Here is an 18,075-nt window from a genome sequence, read left to right on the forward strand (position 1 = left end):
GCGATCCTCGCACATGACCTAGGCTCGAACGCATGAGCGAAGGTCTGTTCGACGAGGGCCTCTTCGGCGCGACCGACGAGGAGAAGGCCGAGCGCATCGCGGCCAACGCCCCGCTCGCCGTGCGGATGCGTCCGGCCGTGCTGGACGAGGTCGTCGGCCAGGACCACCTGCTCGGACCGGGCGCCCCGCTGCGCCGCCTGGTCGAGGGCGCCACGCCGGCGTCCGTGATGCTCTACGGCCCTCCCGGCACCGGCAAGACGACCCTCGCGACGCTGGTCTCCAAGGCGACCGGGCGCCGGTTCGTCGCCCTCTCGGCGCTGTCGGCGGGCGTCAAGGAGGTGCGGGCCGTCATCGACGAGGCCCGGCGCCGCCTGGTGCGCTCCGGAGAGTCGACCGTGCTGTTCATCGACGAGGTGCACCGGTTCTCCAAGACCCAGCAGGACGCGCTGCTCGGCGCGGTCGAGGACCGGATCGTGCTGCTCGTCGCGGCCACCACGGAGAACCCGTTCTTCAGCGTCGTGTCGCCGCTGCTGTCGCGGTCGCTGGTCCTGCAGCTCAAGTCGCTGACCGACGACGGGGTGCGCGCGGTGATCCGGCGCGCGGTGTCCGACGAGCGCGGCCTGGGCGGGTCCGTCCAGCTCGAACCCGACGCCGAGGACCACCTGATCCGCCTGGCCGGGGGTGACGCGCGCCGGTCGCTCACGGCGCTGGAGGCCGCGGCGGACTCGGCACTCGCGTCCAACGAGGGCGTGATCACGCTGGCGCTGCTGGAGTCCACCGTGGACAAGGCGGCGGTGCGCTACGACCGCGACGGCGACCAGCACTACGACGTGACGTCGGCGTTCATCAAGTCGATCCGCGGTTCGGACGTCGACGCCGCGCTGCACTACCTCGCACGGATGATCGAGGCGGGGGAGGACCCGCGCTTCATCGCGCGGCGGCTGGTGATCCACGCCAGCGAGGACGTCGGCATGGCCGACCCGACGGCGTTGCAGACGTGCGTGGCGGCGGCTCAGGCCGTGCAGCTCATCGGGCTGCCCGAGTGCGCGCTGAACCTCGCGCAGGCCACGATCCACCTCGCCACCGCGCCGAAGTCGAACGCCGTGACGACCGCGATCTACGGCGCGATCGAGGACGTGCGCAAGGGTGCCATCGGGTCCGTGCCCGCCCATCTGCGCGACGGTCACTACGCGGGCGCGGCGAAGCTGGGCAACGCGCAGGGCTACCGCTACCCGCACGACGTGCCCGAGGGCGTGCTGACGCAGCAGTACGCACCGGACGACCTGGTGGGGCGCGACTACTACGAGCCGACCGGCCGCGGCAACGAACGCGCTGTCGCGGAACGGCTGCCCCGGCTGCGCAGGGTCATCCGCGGCGAGTAAACCGCTTGGCTTCCCGCGCATGATCGACGCATGGAACTCGTACCGCACGACCCCACCGACGGCGTCTACGCGACGGGCGGCGACTGGGTGCACGCCATGGAGGTCCGCGGCGCCGAACGGTTCTTGTTCGTCTCGGGCACCATGGGCCTCGACCCGGCGGGCGACCCCGGCGCCGGCCTTGCCGAGCAGCTCGACCTGATCTGGTCCAACATCCGCACGATCCTCGCGTCCGCCGGCATGACCGTCGACAACGTCGTCCGGCTCACCAGCTACCTGCGCGACGCGTCCTACGCCGAGGCCAACGCGGCCGCGCGCGTCGCGGCTCTGGGCGGCAGGGCGGTGCCGACGACGGCGATCGTCGCCACCACGCTCGTCAGCGACTGGCTGGTGGAAATCGAGGTGATCGCCGCCGGGTGACGTCGGTAGGTTCGGCGAGGTGACGACCAGAGAAGACTTCCTGACCACCGCCCGGATCGCCCTGGACCTCCTGCGCCACGAGCAGGTCGCGGCGCACTGGGACAGGCCGAGCGCCCTGCCGGAGTTCGGGGTCAGCGGCCTCGCGGGCCACCTCGCCTACCAGGTGCTGCCGCTGCCGTCGATGATCGAGACCCCTGCCGGTGACGAGCCGGTCGTCTCGCTGATGGAGCACTACGCGCGGGCGAAGTGGACCGACCTGGACGTCGACTCCGAGTTCCACACGCGCATCCGGGCGGGCGGGGAGAAGCTGGCCGCGGAGGGACCCGAAGCGCTGGCGGACAGGTTCGAGCGGACGCTGCGGGAGCTCGAGAAGTCGTTGCCCGGCTTGGAGGACCGCGGTCTGCGCATGCCGCACTGGGGCCCGTGGTCCGTGCAGGTCGACGAGTACCTGGTCAGCCGGCTCATGGAGTTCGTCGTGCACGCCGACGACCTCGCGGTGAGCGTCGGCGTGGAGACCCCCGAGTTCCCGCGCCATGTCAACGAGACCGTCATCGACCTGCTGACCCGCATGTCGCTCAACAAGCACCGCGCCATCGACCTGGTGCGCGCGCTCAGCCGCAAGGAACGCGCACCGCAGGACATCACTGCCTTCTAGCGCTTGCACACCATCAGCAGTGCGACCTTGCCTGGCAGCATGATCTCGTCCGCGGCCACGAAACCACCGGCTTCGAACGACCTGATGGCCCGTGTGTTGCGCACGTCCGGTTCCAGCACGATCCGCGTGCAGTGCGGGTCGGCCTCGAACAGCGCGTCGGTGAGCCGGGGGAGCACCGACCGCACCAGCCCGCGGTCGGTCATCGCCAGCTCGCCGACCGCGAGGTTCAGTCCCAGGTCGTGCGGACGCGCCCGGTAGCAGCGGGCGACGGCGCGCCGGGCCGCGCGGTAGACCTCGGCGTAGATCACCGGGCGGCCGTGCCAGCTGATGAGCACCGGCCGGACGTCGTCGCCGTCGAGCTGGGCCCGGAGCTCCTCCTCCCAGTGCGGCAACGTCCACGCCTGCCGCCAGAACGCCGCCACGTGCGGTGCCTGGTTCCAGCGGTGCACGAGGTGCAGGTCGTAGCCGTCCGACCGCGCGACGCGGGCGTCCCACGGCATCGACAGCTCCGGGACCGGCGGCGGGCCCGCGGTGATCTGGAGACGGTAGGAGTCCAGGTGCGACACCGGCTTCACTGGGCCTCCTGCGCGGATCAACTTAGGGTTGCCTTACTTCAACTGCGCAAGGCCGCGGTGTCAAGCCCTGTGTGACGGGTATTTCACAGGCTGTGACGGCCGCGCGTCAATGAGCTGTCCCGTACGTTCTCGGCATGCAGGAGACCCAGCGCGAGCCGGTGCCCCGCGTCGACACCGGCGAGCTCGACACCGCCCTCGCGTTCCTCGCGTTCCAGCGCCACTGCGTCCTCAAGAAGGCGCGGGGGTTGACCGACGAGCAGCTCCGCCGGCCGCTGGTCGCGAGCGGCACCTCGATCCTGGGGCTGGTCCAGCACCTGGCCGGGGCCGAGCGCTTCTGGTTCACCCACGTCGTGGCCGGTGGCGAGGACCCCGGCGACGACGCCCTGGACATGACCGTGGCGCGGGACCGTTCGGCCGACGAGGTGGTCGCGGACTACCGTGCCGCGATCGCGGACAGCGACAAGGCCGTCAGCGGCCGCCACCCCGAGACCCCGACGGCGGTTCCGATCGACGACGCGCCGAAAACGCTGAGGTGGGTCCTCGCGCACATGACCGCCGAGACCGCACGGCACGCGGGCCACGCCGACGTTCTCCGCGAGCAGATCGACGGCGCCACCGGTCGTTGAAGATCAACAAATGGTGCCGCCCATTTGAGTGTCGGACCCACCCGGTAACCTCACTCGCAACCAAGCCTGAACGCCTGTTCACCAGGAGGATCCGTGTCGCCAGGGTGGCTCGCCGCCGGTGCTTTCGTTCTGCTCGTGATCGTGCTGGTGTTCGTCGGGATCAAAGCGGCACGGTTCTTCGACGAGGCGACGATCGCGATGCGCAAGGCACACGAGAACACGGACCCGTTGTTCGTCGAGGCCAACACGACGCTCACGCACGTGAACACGCAGCTCGAGCGCGTCGACGGCATCACGGCCAACGCGCGCGCCGTGACGGGCAACGTCTCGGCGCTCACCAGCCTGTTCACCGCCACTCTCGGCGGTCCGCTGGTCAAGGCCGCCGCGCTGTCCTACGGCGTGAGCAAGGCCGTGAAGGCCCGCCGCAAGGCCGCCGAGCAGCCGAACAAGCACACCAAGCGCCGTCCCCGGCGAGGTGCGAAGTGAGCCGCCTCTTCTGGTTCGGCCTGGGCGCCGCCGCCGGTCTCTTCGTCGCGAAGAAGGCCGCCGAGGTGACAAAGCAGGCGACTCCGGCCGGTATCGGAGCTAACGTGGGTGAAGGTCTGCGCGAGCTCGCCGGCGCCATCGGGTCCTTCGGCGCCGAGGTGCGCGCGGGAATGACCGAGCGGGAGCAGGAGTTGCAGGAGACCGTGGAACGTCAGACGGGGTTCACGCCGGGGCGCCGAGCGCCCAGGGCGAACGGGAAGCACTGATCACCGTTCGCCTCGTGCCCATGCCCTGACGATCCCCAGCAACACACTTAGGAACTTCCCGTGCAGACCCACGAGATCATCAAGCGTTTCCGCGAGCACTTCGAGAAGGCCGGGCACAAGTACATCCCCAGCGCCTCGCTGCTGCTCGACGACCCGAACCTGCTGTTCGTCAACGCCGGCATGGTGCCGTTCAAGCCGTACTTCCTCGGTGAGGCCCCGCCGCCCGCCCCCAGGATGACGAGCATCCAGAAGTGCGTGCGCACCCCCGACATCGACGAGGTCGGCAAGACGACGCGCCACCTCACGTTCTTCCAGATGGCCGGCAACTTCTCGCTCGGCGACTACTTCAAGGAAGACGCCATCCGCCTGGCCTGGGAGCTGATCACCAACTCCCAGGAGAACGGCGGTTACGGCTTCGACCCCGAGCGCATCTGGGTCACGGTCTACGAGACCGACGACGAGGCCATCGAGCTGTGGCAGAAGGTCGCCGGCATGCCGCTGGAGCGCATCCAGCGCCGCGGCGTCGAGGACAACTTCTGGTCCATGGGCGTCCCCGGCCCGTGCGGTCCCTGCTCGGAGATCTACTTCGACCGCGGCCCCGAGTACGGCAAGGAGGGCGGCCCGGTAGTCGACGAGGACAGGTACCTGGAGATCTGGAACCTCGTCTTCATGCAGAACATCCGCGGCGAGGGTGGTGCCAAGAAGGACTACCCGGTCATCGGTGAGCTGCCGTCGAAGAACATCGACACCGGCATGGGCGTCGAGCGCGTCGCCTACCTGCTGCAGGGCGTCGACAACGTCTACGAGACCGACCTGGTCCGCGCCGTCATCAACAAGGCCGAGGAGCTCTCCGGCCGCAAGTACGGCACGAACGAGGTCGACGACGTCCGCTTCCGCGTCATCGCCGACCACGCCCGCAGCGGTGTGCTGCTCGTGGGCGACGGCGTCACGCCCGGCAACGAGGCCCGCGGCTACGTGCTGCGCCGCCTGCTGCGCCGCATCGTGCGCTCCTCGCGCCTGCTCGGCGTGAACGAGCCGGTGCTGCAGCAGTTCGCCGAGGTCGTCCGCGACTCGATGGGCGAGGCCTACCCCGAGCTGGTCAGCGGGTTCGCCCGCATCCAGCAGGTGCTCAAGGCCGAGGAGGACACGTTCCTGCGCACGCTCGACGCCGGATCGCGGATCTTCGAGGGTGCCGCCGCCGAGGTGAAGTCCGACGGCCGCGCCACGCTGCCCGGTGACAAGGCCTTCCAGCTGCACGACACGTACGGCTTCCCGATCGACCTGACGCTGGAGATGGCCTCCGAGGCCGGTCTCACGGTCGACGAGGACGGCTTCCACAAGCTGATGGCCGAGCAGCGCGCCCGCGCCAAGGCCGACGCCGCCGGCAAGAAGACCGGCCACGGCGACCAGTCGGTGTACCGCGAGCTGCTGGAGCAGGGCCCGACCGAGTTCACCGGCTACACCGAGCTCGCCTCCGAGGCCACGCTGCGCGGCATCGTGCGGGGCGGCGCTCGGGTGAAGTCGGCTCGCGAGGGCGACATCGTCGAGGTCGTGCTCGACCGCACGCCGCTCTACGCCGAGTCCGGTGGCCAGGAGTCCGACGCCGGCACCATCGTCACGGCCAACGCCGAGCTCGAGGTGCTCGACGTGCAGAAGGTCGCCCGCAAGCTGTGGGTGCACCAGGTGCGCGTCCGCTCCGGCGAGGTCAGCGAGGGCGAGCACGTCGAGGCCCGCGTCGACCCGGAGTGGCGCGTCGGTGCCCGCCAGGGCCACTCGGGCACGCACGTCGTGCACGCCGCCCTGCGGCACGTGCTCGGCCCGTCGGCCCTGCAGAGCGGTTCGTACAACAAGCCCGGTTACCTGCGTCTCGACTTCGCCTGGACCGGTGGCCTGTCCGCCGAGGCCAAGAGTGAGATCGAGGAGGTCTCGAACCTCGCCGTGCGCCGCGACCTGCCGGTCAGCGTCGTCTACACCGACATGGCCGGTGCTCAGGAGCTGGGCGCCGTCGCCCTGTTCGGCGAGACCTACGACGAGACCGTCCGCGTCATCGAGATCGGTGGCGAGTGGTCCCGTGAGCTGTGCGGTGGCACCCACGTCGAGCACTCGTCGCAGATCGGCCCGATCACCCTGCTGGGTGAGTCGTCGGTCGGCTCCGGCGTGCGCCGCCTGGAGGCCTACGTCGGCATCGAGGCCATGCGGTTCCTCGCCAAGGAACGCGCCATCGTGCAGAACCTCTCCGACATGCTCAAGGTCGGTTCCGAGGGCCTGCCCGAGCGGATCGAGTCGCTGGTCGAGCGCCTGAAGTCCGCCGAGAAGGAGCTCGAGAAGGTCCGCGCCGCCGAGCTGCTCGGCAACGCCGGCGCCCTGGCCGACAAGGCCCTCGACATCCGCGGCCTGTCGCTCGTGGCCCTGGGCCTCGAGGGCGTGTCGGGCAACGACCTGCGCACCCTCGGTGGCGAGGTCCGCAACCGCCTGGGCAGCAAGCCCGGCGTGGTGGCCCTGTTCTCGGCCGACGGCGACAAGGTCAGCTTCGTGGTGGCCACCACGGCCGCCGCCCGCGACCTGGGTCTCGCCGCCGGCAAGCTCGTCCCGGTGTTCGGCCCGGCCATCGCCGCCCGCGGTGGCGGCAAGCCGGACCTGGCCCAGGGCGGTGGCACGAACCCGGGCGGTGTTCCGGAGGCCATCACGGCCCTGACCAACGAACTGGACAAGGTGCTTGAGCAGCGCTGATGTTCCTGGTGTCGACGATCCGGGCCTCGGACGGAGGCTCGGCGTCGACGTCGGATCGGTTCGCGTGGGAATTTCTCTCAGCGATCCGAGCCCGTTTCTGGCGACTCCGCTGGTTACCCTCCAGCGTGACGAGAAGAAGGGCTCCGACCTCACGGAGCTCGTACGTCTCGTCGCCGAGCATGACGTCGTAGAGGTCGTGGTCGGCTTGCCGAAGACGTTGGCGGGCAGACACGGCCCCGCTGCCGAGGCGGCGACGGCGTACGCTGCGGCCTTGGCCGGGCGCATCGCCCCGGTGCCGGTGAGGCTCTGCGACGAACGCCTGACGACGGTCGTGGTGAGCCGGGTGCTGGCGCAGCGCGGTGTGAAGGGCAAGAAACAGCGTGCCGTGGTCGATCAGGCCGCTGCTGTCGAGATCCTGCAATCTTGGCTGGACGCACGGGCACGTTCGGTGTCCGCCCGAAAGGACGAGGCGTGAGCGGCGACGATCTCGGGTTGTTCACCGACCCCGAAGTGGATGAGCGGCGACCGCTCAAGAAGCGCGACCGTCAGCGTGAGACCGCGCGGGCCAAGGCGAAGAAGCGCAAGAAGACGGTCCTGTGGCTGGTCGTCGCGCTGATCCTCGCCGTCGGCATGGGCGGCGCGTACTACGGCTACCAGGAGCTGCGCGGCATCGGGTCGTTCGAGGACTTCCCGGGCACCGGCGAGACGGACACGATCGTCGAGGTCCAGGACGGCGACGTGGTCAGCAAGATCGCGTCGACCCTGCAGGAGAACGGCGTCGTCGCGTCCGCGACCGCCTTCGTCCAGGCCAGCAAGACCGACGCCCGCGTGACGTCGATCCAGCCCGGCTTCTACCTGATGAAGACGAAGATGTCGGGCCAGAGCGCCGTGGCCAAGATGATCGACCCGAAGACGCGCGTCCCGGCCGTGCAGATCGTCGGTGGCCTGAAGCTCACCGACATCCAGGCCAACGGCAAGACCGTCCCCGGCATCTACTCCCAGCTCGCGGGTGCGAGCTGCACGGAGAAGGACGGCGCGAAGACGTGCCTGACCGTGGACGAGATCAAGGCCGCGGCCGAGCAGACCGACCCGGTGGCCCTGGGCGTGCCGGACTGGGCGATCGCGGACGTGAAGGCCGCCGAGCCCGCGTTCCGCCTCGAAGGCCTGATCATGCGCGGCGTGTACCAGGTCAAGCCGGGCGTCACCGCCGTCGAGCTGATCCGCAGCGTCATCGTGGCCTCGGCCCAGAAGCTGCAGGGCGCCGGCATTCCCGGCGGCACCATGAACACCGGCTTCCGCCCGTACGAGGTCCTCGTGATCGCCTCGCTGATCGAGAAGGAAGCCATCGAGAAGGACTTCGCGCAGGTCTCGCAGGTCATCTACAACCGCATCGCGAAGCCCATGCCGCTGCAGTTCGACTCGACCATCAACTACCGCAACAACCAGCCGCACATCCGCACCTCCGACGCGGATCGCAACGCGAACCAGCCGTACAACACCTACAAGAACCAGGGCCTGACGCCGACCCCGATCGGCTCGCCGTCGCAGCAGGCCATCGCCGCCGCGATCAAGCCTTCGGGCGGTGCCATCGAGTACTTCGTGAAGTGCCAGACGGACGGCACGTCGTGCTTCTCGAACACCTACGAGGAACACCAGGTGAAGGACCAGAAGGCGCAGAAGGAAGGCGTCTACTAGTGGTGGTGCGCAAGGCTGCGGTGATCGGTTCGCCGATCGAGCACTCCCTCTCGCCAGTCCTGCACAACGCCGCGTACGCGGCACTGGGCCTCGGCTGGGAGTACACGCGCCTGTCGTGCACCGAAGCCGAGGTGCCCGCTCTGGTCTCGTCGCTGGGCCCGGAGTGGGCAGGCTTGTCCTGCACGATGCCGACCAAGCGCGCCGCACTGGCGTTCGCCTCGGTCGTGACTCCGCGAGCCGCCGCCGTGGGTGCGGCGAACACGCTGGTGCGCAAGGGTTCCGAGTGGCACGCCGACTGCACCGACGTGGACGGCGTCGTGGGGGCGTTGCAGGAGAAGGGTTTCTCCGGCGGCTCGCACGGTGTGGTACTGGGTGCCGGCGGGACGGCGACGGCGGCGCTGGCCGGTCTCGCTTCGCTCGGTGTCTCGACGGTGTCCCTGGTGGTGCGCGATCCTCTGCGCGCAGTCGAGGCCTTGGAGACCGCGGCTCGGGTCGGGGTCTCGGTCGAGGTGCTGGAACTGTCCGTTGTGGACCTGGCCTTGCTGGCCGGTGCCGCGGACGTGGTGGTGTCGACCGTGCCCGCCGCGGCCACCGTCGCGTTGGCTGACGCGTTGGCGCGGGCCCCGTACGTGCTGGACGTGATCTACCACCCCTGGCCCACGCCCGTCGCCTCGGCCGTGGAGCTCTCCGGTTCGCGGCTGGCCACCGGGCTGGACATGTTGCTGCACCAGGCTTTCGGGCAGGTGGAGCAGTTCACCGGTATGCCCGCGCCGCAGGACGTCATGCGCGAGGCGCTGGCCGCGGAGCTCACCGCGCGGTCGTAACTTTCGGCTTGATCTCGGGTTGTTCGGTATCGGCCGATGCTCGTCCTGTGGTTCCCTACGTCCGACTCGTTTGGCTGCGGACGATGTGCCACTCGGCCGGAGTCATCGCATGCCGGTGCCCTCACCTTGGGAGGGGACCGGTGGGTGGGGCGCACGGGTGTGCCTGCCGGAGGCCTCGCTTGGGCGCGTGGGCCGACCGGTCCGGCACCACGGCCGCCGGTGCGTCCCTCCTTTACTTTGGCGGGCTTGGGGCTTTGGCGTGGGGCGTGGGGCGGCTTGCGTTGGCTGGTCGCGTTCCAGCGGGGTGGTCGCCTGCCGTGCGTTGTGTCGCCTTGTATGGGTGGCTGGGTTGGGTCGTGACGTGGCGGTGTGGGGCATCGCCGCTTCGCGACGATCGCGATTGGGGCTTGACCTTGAGCCTCTAGCTGGATGCCATATCGGACCTTTACAAGCTGGGCATAAGAACCCAGCCGATTCCTGCCACGGTCGCATCCAGCCCCTCAAGGTCAAGCCCCAATCGCGCGGTGCCCGCCTTTGTCGCCGCTGACCAGACTGGTAGAGGTACGCACGCCTCGGCTTCGCCATTGCCGCTGGTGGCAGGGTGGCTCGGCTTCGCCGTTGCCCGACGCGTCTGGAGTGACGCCTCGGCTCCGCCATTGCGATGGACGACAAGGCCCCGACCGCCCTGCCCGCCCAACCGCCTCGCAGCCCCGCCTAACCCGACCCCTGTCCGCCCGACCCCTGTCCGCTCGGCCGCCCTGCCCGACCGCCCTGCCCTGCCGACCGCCCTGCCTTGCCGACCGCCCCGCCCGCCTGCCCGCCTGCCTGCCCGCCTGCCTGCCCGCCTGCCCGCATGCCCTGCCCCGCCCTTGCTGCCTGACTCGTCTTCGGCTGCCCGTGCCGCCTGTGCCGCTTGTGTCACCTGGGACTGTCAGACCTCGTGGCTAAGTTGGGTCGCGGGGGACCCGAAATCACAGGGGACCCCTGCGCAAGCCTGCCTAAGATCGCTCCCATGGAGATCCCCGGCCTGGGCCCGGTCACCGAGGACGACTACGAAGGCCTCGCCAGCGCACCCATCCCGATCCCGGCCCTCGGTGGCATCCCCCTCAAGTTCCATGTGGAGGGCTACCCGGAAGACCAAGCGCCGCAAGACTTCCACGCCGCCATCCAGACCTTCTTGGCTCTGGACCACCGAGCGCTGGAAGCGGCTGCCCCAGCAGTCTTCGACTACTACCAGCACATGTACGAAGTCTTCGGCGAAGGCCTGGACGACTTCCCCCGCATAACCAGCCCCGCACACGTCTGGAACCACGTCACCTTCGACCGCCACGACGTCCTTGTGCAGCGCGACAACGGATCTGTCTACATCTCCCTGGAAGCCGAGTGCGAGTGGGAGGTCGAACACGGCCTGCAGGTCGTGTTCCGCGACGGCGCGCGCGTGACCAAGGTTGGGCCGTACGACGGCCACCTCACCAACACACCCCCAGACGTCGTGTATGAGCGCTAGGGGCAGTACTCGTCCGTGACGGGGGCGACGCCCGCCACCTTCGCGCGGCTCGCCAGGGCCGTGCAGTGCACCTGGAACATCGCCCACTTCGACGTCGGCGGTGCGACGTCCTCCGGCATCACGATCACGTCCTGGATCGGGACCGCCTTCGATGACGTGGTGGGGAGTTCGGTGGTGAGGCCGAGTTTCTTCTCCTCGTCGTTCGGGCCGGCCAGGAGGAGGTTCATCGCGGTCGTTATGTCGACGCTGCCCGTGTAGGTGCGGGTGCGGCGGACCAGGCCGTCGTGCTCGGCTGTGACTAGGTAGATGGTCAGCGTGTGGGACGAGACCGTCGGGGCCTCGGCTCCGGTGAGGACCGGGGTCGGGCGGATGCCGCAGGCCGTGAGGGTCACGAGGGCAAGCGCAAGGTGAAGACCGCGCCGCCCGTGGGCGCGTTGGCCGCTTCGATGGTGCCGCCGTGCAGGCGTGCGTTCTCCCATGCGATCGCCAATCCCAGTCCGCTGCCCTCGGAACGGGAGCGGGCCGTGTCTGCCTTGTAGAAGCGGTCGAAGATGTGGGGGAGGGCGTCCGGTGGGATGCCCGGGCCGTGGTCGGCCACCTCGATGACGCCTGGTCTTACGGTCACACGGACTGGAACGCCGCCGTGCTTCAGTGCGTTGCCCACGAGGTTGGCGACGATGACGTCCAGACGGCGGCGGTCCACGCGCGCGACCACGCCTTCTGGCAGGGACGCCTCCACGGACGTGGTCCAGCCTCGGGCGGCGAGGGTGTCGCGGACCGCGGTGCCGATGTCCCAGTCGTCCAGCTCCAGGAGGTTGCGGCCCTCGTCGAAGCGGGAGATCTCCATCAGGTCGTTGACCAGGCGGGTCAGCTTGCGGGTCTCGGCGGAGACCAGGCGCGCCGCCACGGCAGTGTCGGGTGGCAGCGTGTCGGCGTCCTCGTCCAGGACGCCGGTCACGGCGTTCATCGCCGTCAGCGGGGTGCGCAGTTCGTGCGACACGTCCGCGACGAACCGGCGGGAGGCGGCCTGGGAGGCCTCCAGCTGCTCCGCCGCGCGGTTGAACGTGCGGGCGAGGTCGGCGAGCTCGTCGGAGCCTCGTTCGTCCACACGGGTGTCCAGGCGGCCGGAACCGAGTGCTCGGGCGGCGGTGCCGAGGCGGCGGACCGGTCGCAGGACGCCGCGTGCCGTGAAGAGCGCGAGGCCGAGGGCCAGGGGGAGCACGAGGCTGACGCCGACCCAGGCGGCGGTCGAGAAGCTGTCGATGGCCGCCTGCGGGCCTTTCAGGTACAGCAGCGCCCACACCTCGACGCCGGTGGGCGTGCCGTCCTCGCGGACCAGCGGGATGCCCACGACGACGTACGGCTCGGTCAGGTCGGTGCGGCGCTGCCAGAGGGTCGTGCGGCTCGTCTTGAGCATCTCGCGCATCTCGGCGGGGATGAACGCCGGATCAGGGCCGGTGGCGGAGCGCAGGTCCTGGTAGACCACGACCGCCGAGCCGCGCAGGTACGTGCCGAAGCCGTCCAGGTCCTCCTGCGCCGGCGGCACGGTCAGGCGGTGCGCGTAGTCGCGCACGTCCTTCACGAGCGGGTTCATGAAGTTGTCCTGCGCGTCCTCCAGCAGCAACGTGCGGGCGGTCGCGTAGGAGGCGCCCGCGGCTCCTACCGCGCCGAGGACCGTCAGCAGCAGGAACGCCGCCATCAGCCTCGGGCGCAGGCCGCGGAACAACGACCTCATCGGGGGCCGAAGCGGTAACCGAAGCCGCGCACCGTGTGCACGTAACCGGGGTCGGAGGGCACGTCCTCGATCTTCGCGCGCAACCGCTGCACGCACGCGTCGACGAGCCGCGAGTCGCCGAGGTAGTCGTGCTCCCACACGGCCTCGAGGATCTGCTGGCGGGTCAGCACGCGGCCGGGGGTGCGGGACAGTTCGAGCAGCAGCTTCAGCTCGGTCGGGGTCAGCGCGACCTTCACGTCGTTCTTCAGCACCTGCAACCCTGCCCGATCGATCACCAGCGAGCCGTGCCGTTCGACCGACGACGGCTCGGAGATCGTCCGCCGCAGCACCGCGCGGATCCGGGCCTCCAGCACGCGGGGCTCGACGGGTTTGACCACGTAGTCGTCCGCGCCCGCCTCCAGGCCCGCGACCACGTCGAAGTCGTCGCCGCGCGCGGTGAGCATGATGATCGGCACCTCGGCGTGCGTGCGCATCCGCCGGCACGTCTCGAAGCCGTCGATGCCCGGCAGCATGATGTCGAGGACCACGATGTCGGGACGGGACTCGCGCAGCCTGGCGACGCCTTCCTCACCTGTTTCCGCTGCTCGGACGTCGTGTCCCTGGCGGCGCAACGCCAGCCCGAGTCCTTCACGCACCGAGGGGTCGTCCTCCACCAGCAACACCATCGCCACGAGAGTCATTATCTGCGGGAAACGGCAGCGGCGCCCGATCTGTAGCGGAACCATGACACGGCGTGGACGTTCCCATAGAGCGGCTCGCGGAGTGTCGAACCCATGGCCGGAAGCTTGCTGGGATTCCTCTTCACGTACTTCGCGCTGGTGTGGACGTCGTTCGGGCAGAAGGCGGAGAACGCCGCGCTGCCCGAGCTCTCACTCCAGCGCTCGTGGGCGTCCAACGTGGACATGGCGATCCTTGTCGCCGCTGTCCTCGTGGTTCTCTTCGCGCGCAAGAAGTCACTCGGGCCGTTGGTGCTGCTCGGCGGTTCGGTGCTCGGTGCGCAGGCACTGAAGCTCTACGTGCTGGTGCGTCCGCCGCTCGACGACGACGCGGTGCTGGTGCACAACAGCTTCCCGAGTGGACACACGACGGCCGCGGTGGCGTCGGTGATCGCGGTGACGATGGCGGTGCCCCAGCGGTTCGCGCTGGTCGTGGCGGTTCCGGGGGCGATCGGCGCGGGGGCGGTCGCGGCGGAGACGGTGTCGCTCGGCTGGCACCGGTTCAGCGACACGCTCGGCGCGGCGCTGCTGGTCTCGACGCTCGCGTTCCTGGTGCTGCGCAAGTGGACCGCGGGGCTTGTCGTGCCGCCCGTGCTGGCCGTGGGCGGCGTCTGGCTGATGGTGAGCTACCCGCAGGCCACGCCGTCGACCTTGGCCGGCGTCGTGACCGCGGGTGTGGTGCTGCACTTCGGGTGGGCCGTGAGTGGTCTCGGCCGTCGGGGCGACCGAGACCACTCACAGCAGGGATCACTCGTCGTGATCGGTGGCGATCAGTTCCGCGATGGCGTCCAAAGCGGCATCCGCTCCGTCCCCCTCGGCGCTGAGCACCACCTCGTCACCGTGCATGGCGCCCAGGGTCATCAGACCCAGAACACTCGCCGCGTCAACGGCTTCGCCGCCGTCCTTGGCGATGCTGACCGTCACCGGCTGGTCGGCGGCGGCCTTCGCCAGCAGTGCGGCAGGCCGGGCGTGCAGTCCGACCTTGCTGGCCACGGTGACCCGTCGCTCGGCCATGATGATTCCCTTCGGTAGAACTGGTTGTGCTTACTGCTGTTCGCGCTGGGTGCGAGTCTCGCGCACCGCGGTGTCACCGGCGCTGCCGACCACGCTCTCGTCGGCCTCCGGGGACTCGTCGTCCTCACGTCCCGGGGTCTTCAGGTTCCACTTGGTGATGACGAAGCGGAACAGGAAGTAGTAGATCGCGGCGTAGATCGCACCGAGGATGATCAGCAGCCACGGCTTCTGCGCGATGTTCCAGTTCAGGATGAAGTCGATCGCACCCGCCGAGAACGAGAAGCCGTCGTGCGCGCCCAGGGCGTTCGAGATCGCGAGCGACGTACCCGTGAGGAACGCGTGGATCAGGTACAGCGGCCACGCCACGAACATGAACGCGAACTCGAGGGGCTCCGTCACACCGGTGATGAACGCGGTGAGGGCGGCGGAGCCCATGATGCCGCCGATGAGCTTGCGCTGGCTGGGACGCGCGGTGTGCACGATCGCGAGCGCGGCGGCCGGGAGGGCGAACATGAGGATCGGGAAGAAGCCGGTCTGGAACGTGCCGGCGGTCGGGTCACCCGCGAGGAAGCGCGGGATGTCACCGGTCTTGTCGTTGTACTCGCCGAACTGGAACCACACGACGTTGTTGACGATGTGGTGCAGGCCGAGCGGGATCAGCAGGCGGTTGACGACACCGTAGATGAACGCGCCGATGATCGTGCTGCCGGTGACCCACTCGCCGATCGCGGTCAGGCCCGCGTCGAACCACGGGTAGACCAGGCCGAGCAGGACGCCGATGATCGTCATGACGCCGGCGACGATGATCGGGACGAACCGGCGGCCACCGAAGAACGCCAGGTACGGGGGCAGCTTGATGCGGTGGTACTTCTGCCACAGCAGGGCGGTCAGGATGCCGACGACGATACCGCCGAGGACACCGTAGTTGATCACCTCGGGCTTGGCGGCCGGGTCCGTCGGCTGGTCGAGGACCAGCGGCGACATCGCCTTGAACACGCTCGTCAGCACGACGTAGCCGACGACGCCGGCGAGCGCCGTGGAGCCGTCACCGCGCCGTGCGAAACCGACGGCGATGCCGACGGCGAACAGCAGGGCGAGGTTGCTGAACAGCGCGTCGCCCGCCGCACCGATCACCGAGGCGACGGCGTTCCAGCCGAGACCGTCCTTGCCCAGCATGTCGGGTTGACCGAAGCGGAGCAGCAGACCTGCCGCGGGCAGCACGGCGATCGGCAGCATGAGGCTGCGACCGAAGCGTTGCAACGTGGCGAGGCCCTTGATCTCACGACCACCGGTTGCGGCGTCCGTGCTCATCGGGTTCCTCCCTTGGCGGAGTTGAGGCCGGAACCCGGGACGGTCCGGTCCAGTTGCATGGTCACCTGGTAGAGATCGCCCCGGTACCAGGAAGTCACGTCTTCACAGGGCCGCCCGTCGGAGCTGGCGACCCTCCTGAACACGAGAAGCGGGCTGCCCTTGCGGACGTCGAGCGCCTTCGCGGTCTCCGCGTCGGCGGTCTCGGCCCACACGGTCTGCCGCGCGTGGTCGAGCTGGACGCCGTACCGGGTCGCGATGATCTCGTAGATCGACCCGGTCAGGTCACATCGGTCTAGTTCGGGAAGCACGTGCGGGCTGTACCAGCCGGCCTCGAGCGCCAACGGGGCCCCGTCGGCCTTGCGCAGCCGCACGACGCGGTACGCGTACTCGTCGGCCTCCAGGCCCAGCGAGGCCTTCGAGCCGGGTGCCGCCTGGCCGCAGCTGATCACCTCGGTGCTGGGTTCGACCCCGCGCGCCTTCATGTCCGAGGTGAACGAAGCCAGGAAGAGCTGCAGGTCGTAGCGCCGCTTGGCGGTGAACGTCCCACGCCCCTTGGCCCGCGTGAGCAGGCCGTCGGCGACCAGTTGGCCGACTGCGGCCCGCACGGTGATGCGCGAGACTCCGTACCGCTCGGCGAGATCGCGCTCGGACGGGATCGGTGAACCGGGTGCGAGCTCCTGTTCAGCCAGCCGCCGCAGGATCTCGCGCAGCTGCGCGTGCTTGGGCTTGGGCCCGTCCACGATCTCGTTCACTCGGTCACCTCCTCGCTAGTGGTACTTTCCGGTCTAGACCAGTTGGTGCGGGAGAATGCTCCGCGCACCGAGCGGGTGTCAACCGCTGTTACGGGAACGAGAGGTACGAACGTGGCTGACGAGAAGGCTCAGAAGATCCTCGAGGCGCTGGGCGGGCGCGACAACATCATCGAGATCGAGCCCTGCATCACCCGCCTGCGGTGCGAGCTCGAAGACGGTTCCGTCGTGGACGAGAAGGCCCTGAAGGCGTTGGGAGCGCACGGAGTCATGCGTTCCGGCAACGTCGTCCAGGTCGTCGTCGGACCGGAGGCGGACACCATCGCGTCGGACATCGAGGACCTGCTGTGAGCCTCCGCGTCGGCAGCCCCGTGGCCGGCCGGGTGGTCGCGCTCTCCGAGGTTCCGGACCAGGTCTTCGCCGAGGCGATGGTCGGCCCCGGTGTGGCGGTCGAGCCCGTTCGATCGAAGGCCGATGTGGTCTCGCCGCTCGACGGCACCGTGGTCACGCTGCACCCGCACGCGTTCGTGGTCGCCAACGGTGACGGGGCGGCCGTCCTGGTCCACCTCGGCATCGACACCGTGAAGCGCAAGGGCGAGGGCTTCGAGCTCCACGTCGTCAAGGGCGAGCAGGTCCAGGCCGGTCAGAAGATCGTGACGTGGGACCCGGCCGAGGTCGAGGCGGCCGGGTTCGCGCCGATCTGCCCGGTGATCGCGCTCGACGCGTCCGCCGAGGTGCTGGGCGACCTCGCCGTGGGCGTGGACGTGACGGCGAACGACGCGCTGTTCGACTGGTCTCGCTGACCGTGTGATCCGGGGCGTTCGCCGCCCTGACCTGGGCGTTGTGAGGGCCGTGCGTGAACGGTCCGTTCACGACGGGTCCGGATTTGTCCTCAGCCGTACCGAGCAGGACCGTGGTGCCATGACCACGGTCCTGCTCGCGTCTGTGCTGGGTTCGCTGTGGACGGTCGCCGCCGTCCTGGACGCTCCACCCTCGTCGTTCCTGCTGGCCTGGTTCGGCATCGTGCTCGCGATGATCGACCTGCGGCACCACCGGTTGCCGGACGCGCTGACCGTCCCGTTGGGTGCGTCGCTGCTGCTCCTGCAGGTCGGCGGGCTGGGGGCGGCGGTGCTGTCGGCGCTCGTCTTCGGTGGCGCGCACCTCGCCGTCCGGGCCTGGCGGCCCGCGTTCATGGGCGGAGGTGACGTGAAGCTCGCCTTCGGTCTTGGCGCGGCACTCCCGTTGCCGTCACTCTTACCCGCGGCGGCCGTCGCCGGCGCGGTGACGCTGGCGATCTCGGCGCTGCGGCGCCGGCGCGCGGTGCCTCACGGGCCAGGGTTGCTGGCCGCCACCTGGGCATTGACGACGCTGTGAAAGGATCGTGAGC

At 69.5% G+C, this 18,075-nt stretch carries 21 protein-coding genes and 1 pseudogene; 15 read left to right on the forward strand and 7 right to left on the reverse strand.

What is annotated here, in order from left to right; all coding sequences use genetic code 11:
- Window positions 1–32 precede the first annotated feature (32 nt).
- The 3 genes from ACWF7A_RS14850 to ACWF7A_RS14860 are packed head-to-tail and all read left to right on the forward strand — an operon-like array spanning window position 33 to window position 2,454.
- On the forward strand, window positions 33–1,382 hold the full coding sequence (locus ACWF7A_RS14850; RefSeq protein WP_452250986.1) for a replication-associated recombination protein A: 1,350 nt from the start codon (window positions 33–35) through the stop codon (window positions 1,380–1,382).
- Between the two features lie 30 nt (window positions 1,383–1,412).
- Window positions 1,413–1,799 (forward strand): RidA family protein, encoded by a 387-nt coding sequence (locus ACWF7A_RS14855; RefSeq protein WP_452250987.1) that lies wholly within the window; start codon window positions 1,413–1,415, stop codon window positions 1,797–1,799.
- A gap of 19 nt (window positions 1,800–1,818) precedes the next feature.
- On the forward strand, window positions 1,819–2,454 hold the full coding sequence (locus ACWF7A_RS14860) for a maleylpyruvate isomerase N-terminal domain-containing protein (RefSeq protein ID WP_452250988.1): 636 nt from the start codon (window positions 1,819–1,821) through the stop codon (window positions 2,452–2,454).
- Here the strand turns inward: ACWF7A_RS14860 and ACWF7A_RS14865 are convergent.
- Window positions 2,451–3,029, reverse strand: a complete 579-nt coding sequence (locus tag ACWF7A_RS14865) for a GNAT family N-acetyltransferase (protein WP_452250989.1) — start codon at window positions 3,027–3,029, stop codon at window positions 2,451–2,453. The genes ACWF7A_RS14860 and ACWF7A_RS14865 overlap by 4 nt on opposite strands.
- Window positions 3,030–3,163: 134 nt before the next feature.
- Here ACWF7A_RS14865 and ACWF7A_RS14870 point away from each other — a divergent pair, with 134 nt between their 5' ends.
- From ACWF7A_RS14870 to ACWF7A_RS14905, 8 genes are all read left to right on the forward strand, one after another.
- Complete coding sequence (locus ACWF7A_RS14870) at window positions 3,164–3,655, forward strand: DinB family protein (RefSeq protein ID WP_452250990.1); 492 nt, start codon at window positions 3,164–3,166, stop codon at window positions 3,653–3,655.
- Window positions 3,656–3,748: 93 nt separating this feature from the next.
- Window positions 3,749–4,141 (forward strand): DUF948 domain-containing protein, encoded by a 393-nt coding sequence (locus tag ACWF7A_RS14875; protein ID WP_452250991.1) that lies wholly within the window; start codon window positions 3,749–3,751, stop codon window positions 4,139–4,141.
- Entirely contained in the window at window positions 4,138–4,407 is a 270-nt protein-coding gene (locus ACWF7A_RS14880; protein ID WP_452250992.1) for a hypothetical protein, read from the forward strand. Before ACWF7A_RS14875 ends, ACWF7A_RS14880 begins: the two co-directional genes overlap by 4 nt.
- 60 nt (window positions 4,408–4,467) lie before the next feature.
- Window positions 4,468–7,137 (forward strand): alanine--tRNA ligase, encoded by a 2,670-nt coding sequence (alaS, locus tag ACWF7A_RS14885; protein WP_452250993.1) that lies wholly within the window; start codon window positions 4,468–4,470, stop codon window positions 7,135–7,137.
- Window positions 7,124–7,612, forward strand: coding sequence for a Holliday junction resolvase RuvX (gene ruvX, locus ACWF7A_RS14890; protein WP_452250994.1), 489 nt, complete (start codon window positions 7,124–7,126; stop codon window positions 7,610–7,612). Before alaS ends, ruvX begins: the two co-directional genes overlap by 14 nt.
- Window positions 7,609–8,832: an endolytic transglycosylase MltG gene (gene mltG / locus ACWF7A_RS14895; RefSeq protein ID WP_452250995.1), complete on the forward strand. Its 1,224-nt coding sequence runs from the start codon at window positions 7,609–7,611 to the stop codon at window positions 8,830–8,832. The genes ruvX and mltG overlap by 4 nt, the downstream gene beginning before the upstream one ends.
- A gap of 5 nt (window positions 8,833–8,837) precedes the next feature.
- Entirely contained in the window at window positions 8,838–9,656 is an 819-nt protein-coding gene (locus ACWF7A_RS14900) for a shikimate dehydrogenase (protein ID WP_452250996.1), read from the forward strand.
- A 1,012-nt stretch (window positions 9,657–10,668) separates the two neighbouring features.
- Complete coding sequence (locus ACWF7A_RS14905; protein WP_452250997.1) at window positions 10,669–11,163, forward strand: DUF6985 domain-containing protein; 495 nt, start codon at window positions 10,669–10,671, stop codon at window positions 11,161–11,163.
- Here ACWF7A_RS14905 and ACWF7A_RS14910 read toward each other — a convergent pair.
- The 3 genes from ACWF7A_RS14910 to ACWF7A_RS14920 are packed head-to-tail and all read right to left on the reverse strand — an operon-like array spanning window position 11,160 to window position 13,569.
- Window positions 11,160–11,555 (reverse strand): hypothetical protein, encoded by a 396-nt coding sequence (locus ACWF7A_RS14910; RefSeq protein WP_452250998.1) that lies wholly within the window; start codon window positions 11,553–11,555, stop codon window positions 11,160–11,162. The genes ACWF7A_RS14905 and ACWF7A_RS14910 overlap by 4 nt on opposite strands.
- Window positions 11,552–12,898 (reverse strand): ATP-binding protein, encoded by a 1,347-nt coding sequence (locus tag ACWF7A_RS14915; RefSeq protein WP_452250999.1) that lies wholly within the window; start codon window positions 12,896–12,898, stop codon window positions 11,552–11,554. The genes ACWF7A_RS14910 and ACWF7A_RS14915 overlap by 4 nt, the downstream gene beginning before the upstream one ends.
- Window positions 12,895–13,569 (reverse strand): response regulator, encoded by a 675-nt coding sequence (locus ACWF7A_RS14920; protein WP_452251000.1) that lies wholly within the window; start codon window positions 13,567–13,569, stop codon window positions 12,895–12,897. The genes ACWF7A_RS14915 and ACWF7A_RS14920 overlap by 4 nt, the downstream gene beginning before the upstream one ends.
- 231 nt (window positions 13,570–13,800) lie before the next feature.
- Between ACWF7A_RS14920 and ACWF7A_RS14925 the strand changes: the two are divergent.
- Window positions 13,801–14,163, forward strand: a pseudogene (locus tag ACWF7A_RS14925) (phosphatase PAP2 family protein); the annotation flags it as partial.
- A gap of 198 nt (window positions 14,164–14,361) precedes the next feature.
- Here ACWF7A_RS14925 and ACWF7A_RS14930 read toward each other — a convergent pair.
- Genes ACWF7A_RS14930 through ACWF7A_RS14940 form a run of 3 tightly spaced genes read right to left on the reverse strand, consistent with a single transcriptional unit; the run spans window position 14,362 to window position 16,691 of the window.
- Entirely contained in the window at window positions 14,362–14,628 is a 267-nt protein-coding gene (locus tag ACWF7A_RS14930; RefSeq protein WP_170176508.1) for an HPr family phosphocarrier protein, read from the reverse strand.
- A gap of 30 nt (window positions 14,629–14,658) precedes the next feature.
- Window positions 14,659–15,939, reverse strand: coding sequence for a PTS transporter subunit EIIC (locus tag ACWF7A_RS14935; RefSeq protein ID WP_452251001.1), 1,281 nt, complete (start codon window positions 15,937–15,939; stop codon window positions 14,659–14,661).
- Window positions 15,936–16,691 carry a GntR family transcriptional regulator gene (locus tag ACWF7A_RS14940; RefSeq protein ID WP_452251002.1) on the reverse strand — a complete coding sequence of 252 codons (756 nt, stop codon included), beginning with the start codon at window positions 16,689–16,691 and terminating at the stop codon, window positions 15,936–15,938. The genes ACWF7A_RS14935 and ACWF7A_RS14940 overlap by 4 nt, the downstream gene beginning before the upstream one ends.
- 111 nt (window positions 16,692–16,802) lie before the next feature.
- On the opposite strand from ACWF7A_RS14940, the gene ACWF7A_RS14945 reads away from it, so the two are divergent.
- From ACWF7A_RS14945 to ACWF7A_RS14955, 3 genes are all read left to right on the forward strand, one after another.
- Window positions 16,803–17,039: a glucose PTS transporter subunit EIIB gene (locus ACWF7A_RS14945; protein ID WP_090005969.1), complete on the forward strand. Its 237-nt coding sequence runs from the start codon at window positions 16,803–16,805 to the stop codon at window positions 17,037–17,039.
- Window positions 17,036–17,491, forward strand: coding sequence for a PTS sugar transporter subunit IIA (locus tag ACWF7A_RS14950; RefSeq protein WP_452251003.1), 456 nt, complete (start codon window positions 17,036–17,038; stop codon window positions 17,489–17,491). Before ACWF7A_RS14945 ends, ACWF7A_RS14950 begins: the two co-directional genes overlap by 4 nt.
- A gap of 118 nt (window positions 17,492–17,609) precedes the next feature.
- Entirely contained in the window at window positions 17,610–18,062 is a 453-nt protein-coding gene (locus ACWF7A_RS14955) for a prepilin peptidase (protein ID WP_452251004.1), read from the forward strand.
- The last annotated feature ends 13 nt before the right edge of the window (window positions 18,063–18,075 follow it).

Source organism: Lentzea sp. NPDC055074 (assembly GCF_053608005.1).

What these genes read in the sequence shown, in the direction of transcription:
- ACWF7A_RS14850 (WP_452250986.1), top strand. Translation starts at nt 33, where the DNA reads ATGAGCGAAGGTCTGTTCGACGAGGGCCTCTTCGGCGCGACCGACGAG.
- ACWF7A_RS14855 (WP_452250987.1), top strand. Translation starts at nt 1,413, where the DNA reads ATGGAACTCGTACCGCACGACCCCACCGACGGCGTCTACGCGACGGGC.
- ACWF7A_RS14870 (WP_452250990.1), top strand. Translation starts at nt 3,164, where the DNA reads ATGCAGGAGACCCAGCGCGAGCCGGTGCCCCGCGTCGACACCGGCGAG.
- ACWF7A_RS14905 (WP_452250997.1), top strand. Translation starts at nt 10,669, where the DNA reads ATGGAGATCCCCGGCCTGGGCCCGGTCACCGAGGACGACTACGAAGGC.
- ACWF7A_RS14915 (WP_452250999.1), bottom strand. Translation starts at nt 12,898, where the DNA reads ATGAGGTCGTTGTTCCGCGGCCTGCGCCCGAGGCTGATGGCGGCGTTC.
- ACWF7A_RS14930 (WP_170176508.1), bottom strand. Translation starts at nt 14,628, where the DNA reads ATGGCCGAGCGACGGGTCACCGTGGCCAGCAAGGTCGGACTGCACGCC.
- ACWF7A_RS14935 (WP_452251001.1), bottom strand. Translation starts at nt 15,939, where the DNA reads ATGAGCACGGACGCCGCAACCGGTGGTCGTGAGATCAAGGGCCTCGCC.
- ACWF7A_RS14955 (WP_452251004.1), top strand. Translation starts at nt 17,610, where the DNA reads ATGACCACGGTCCTGCTCGCGTCTGTGCTGGGTTCGCTGTGGACGGTC.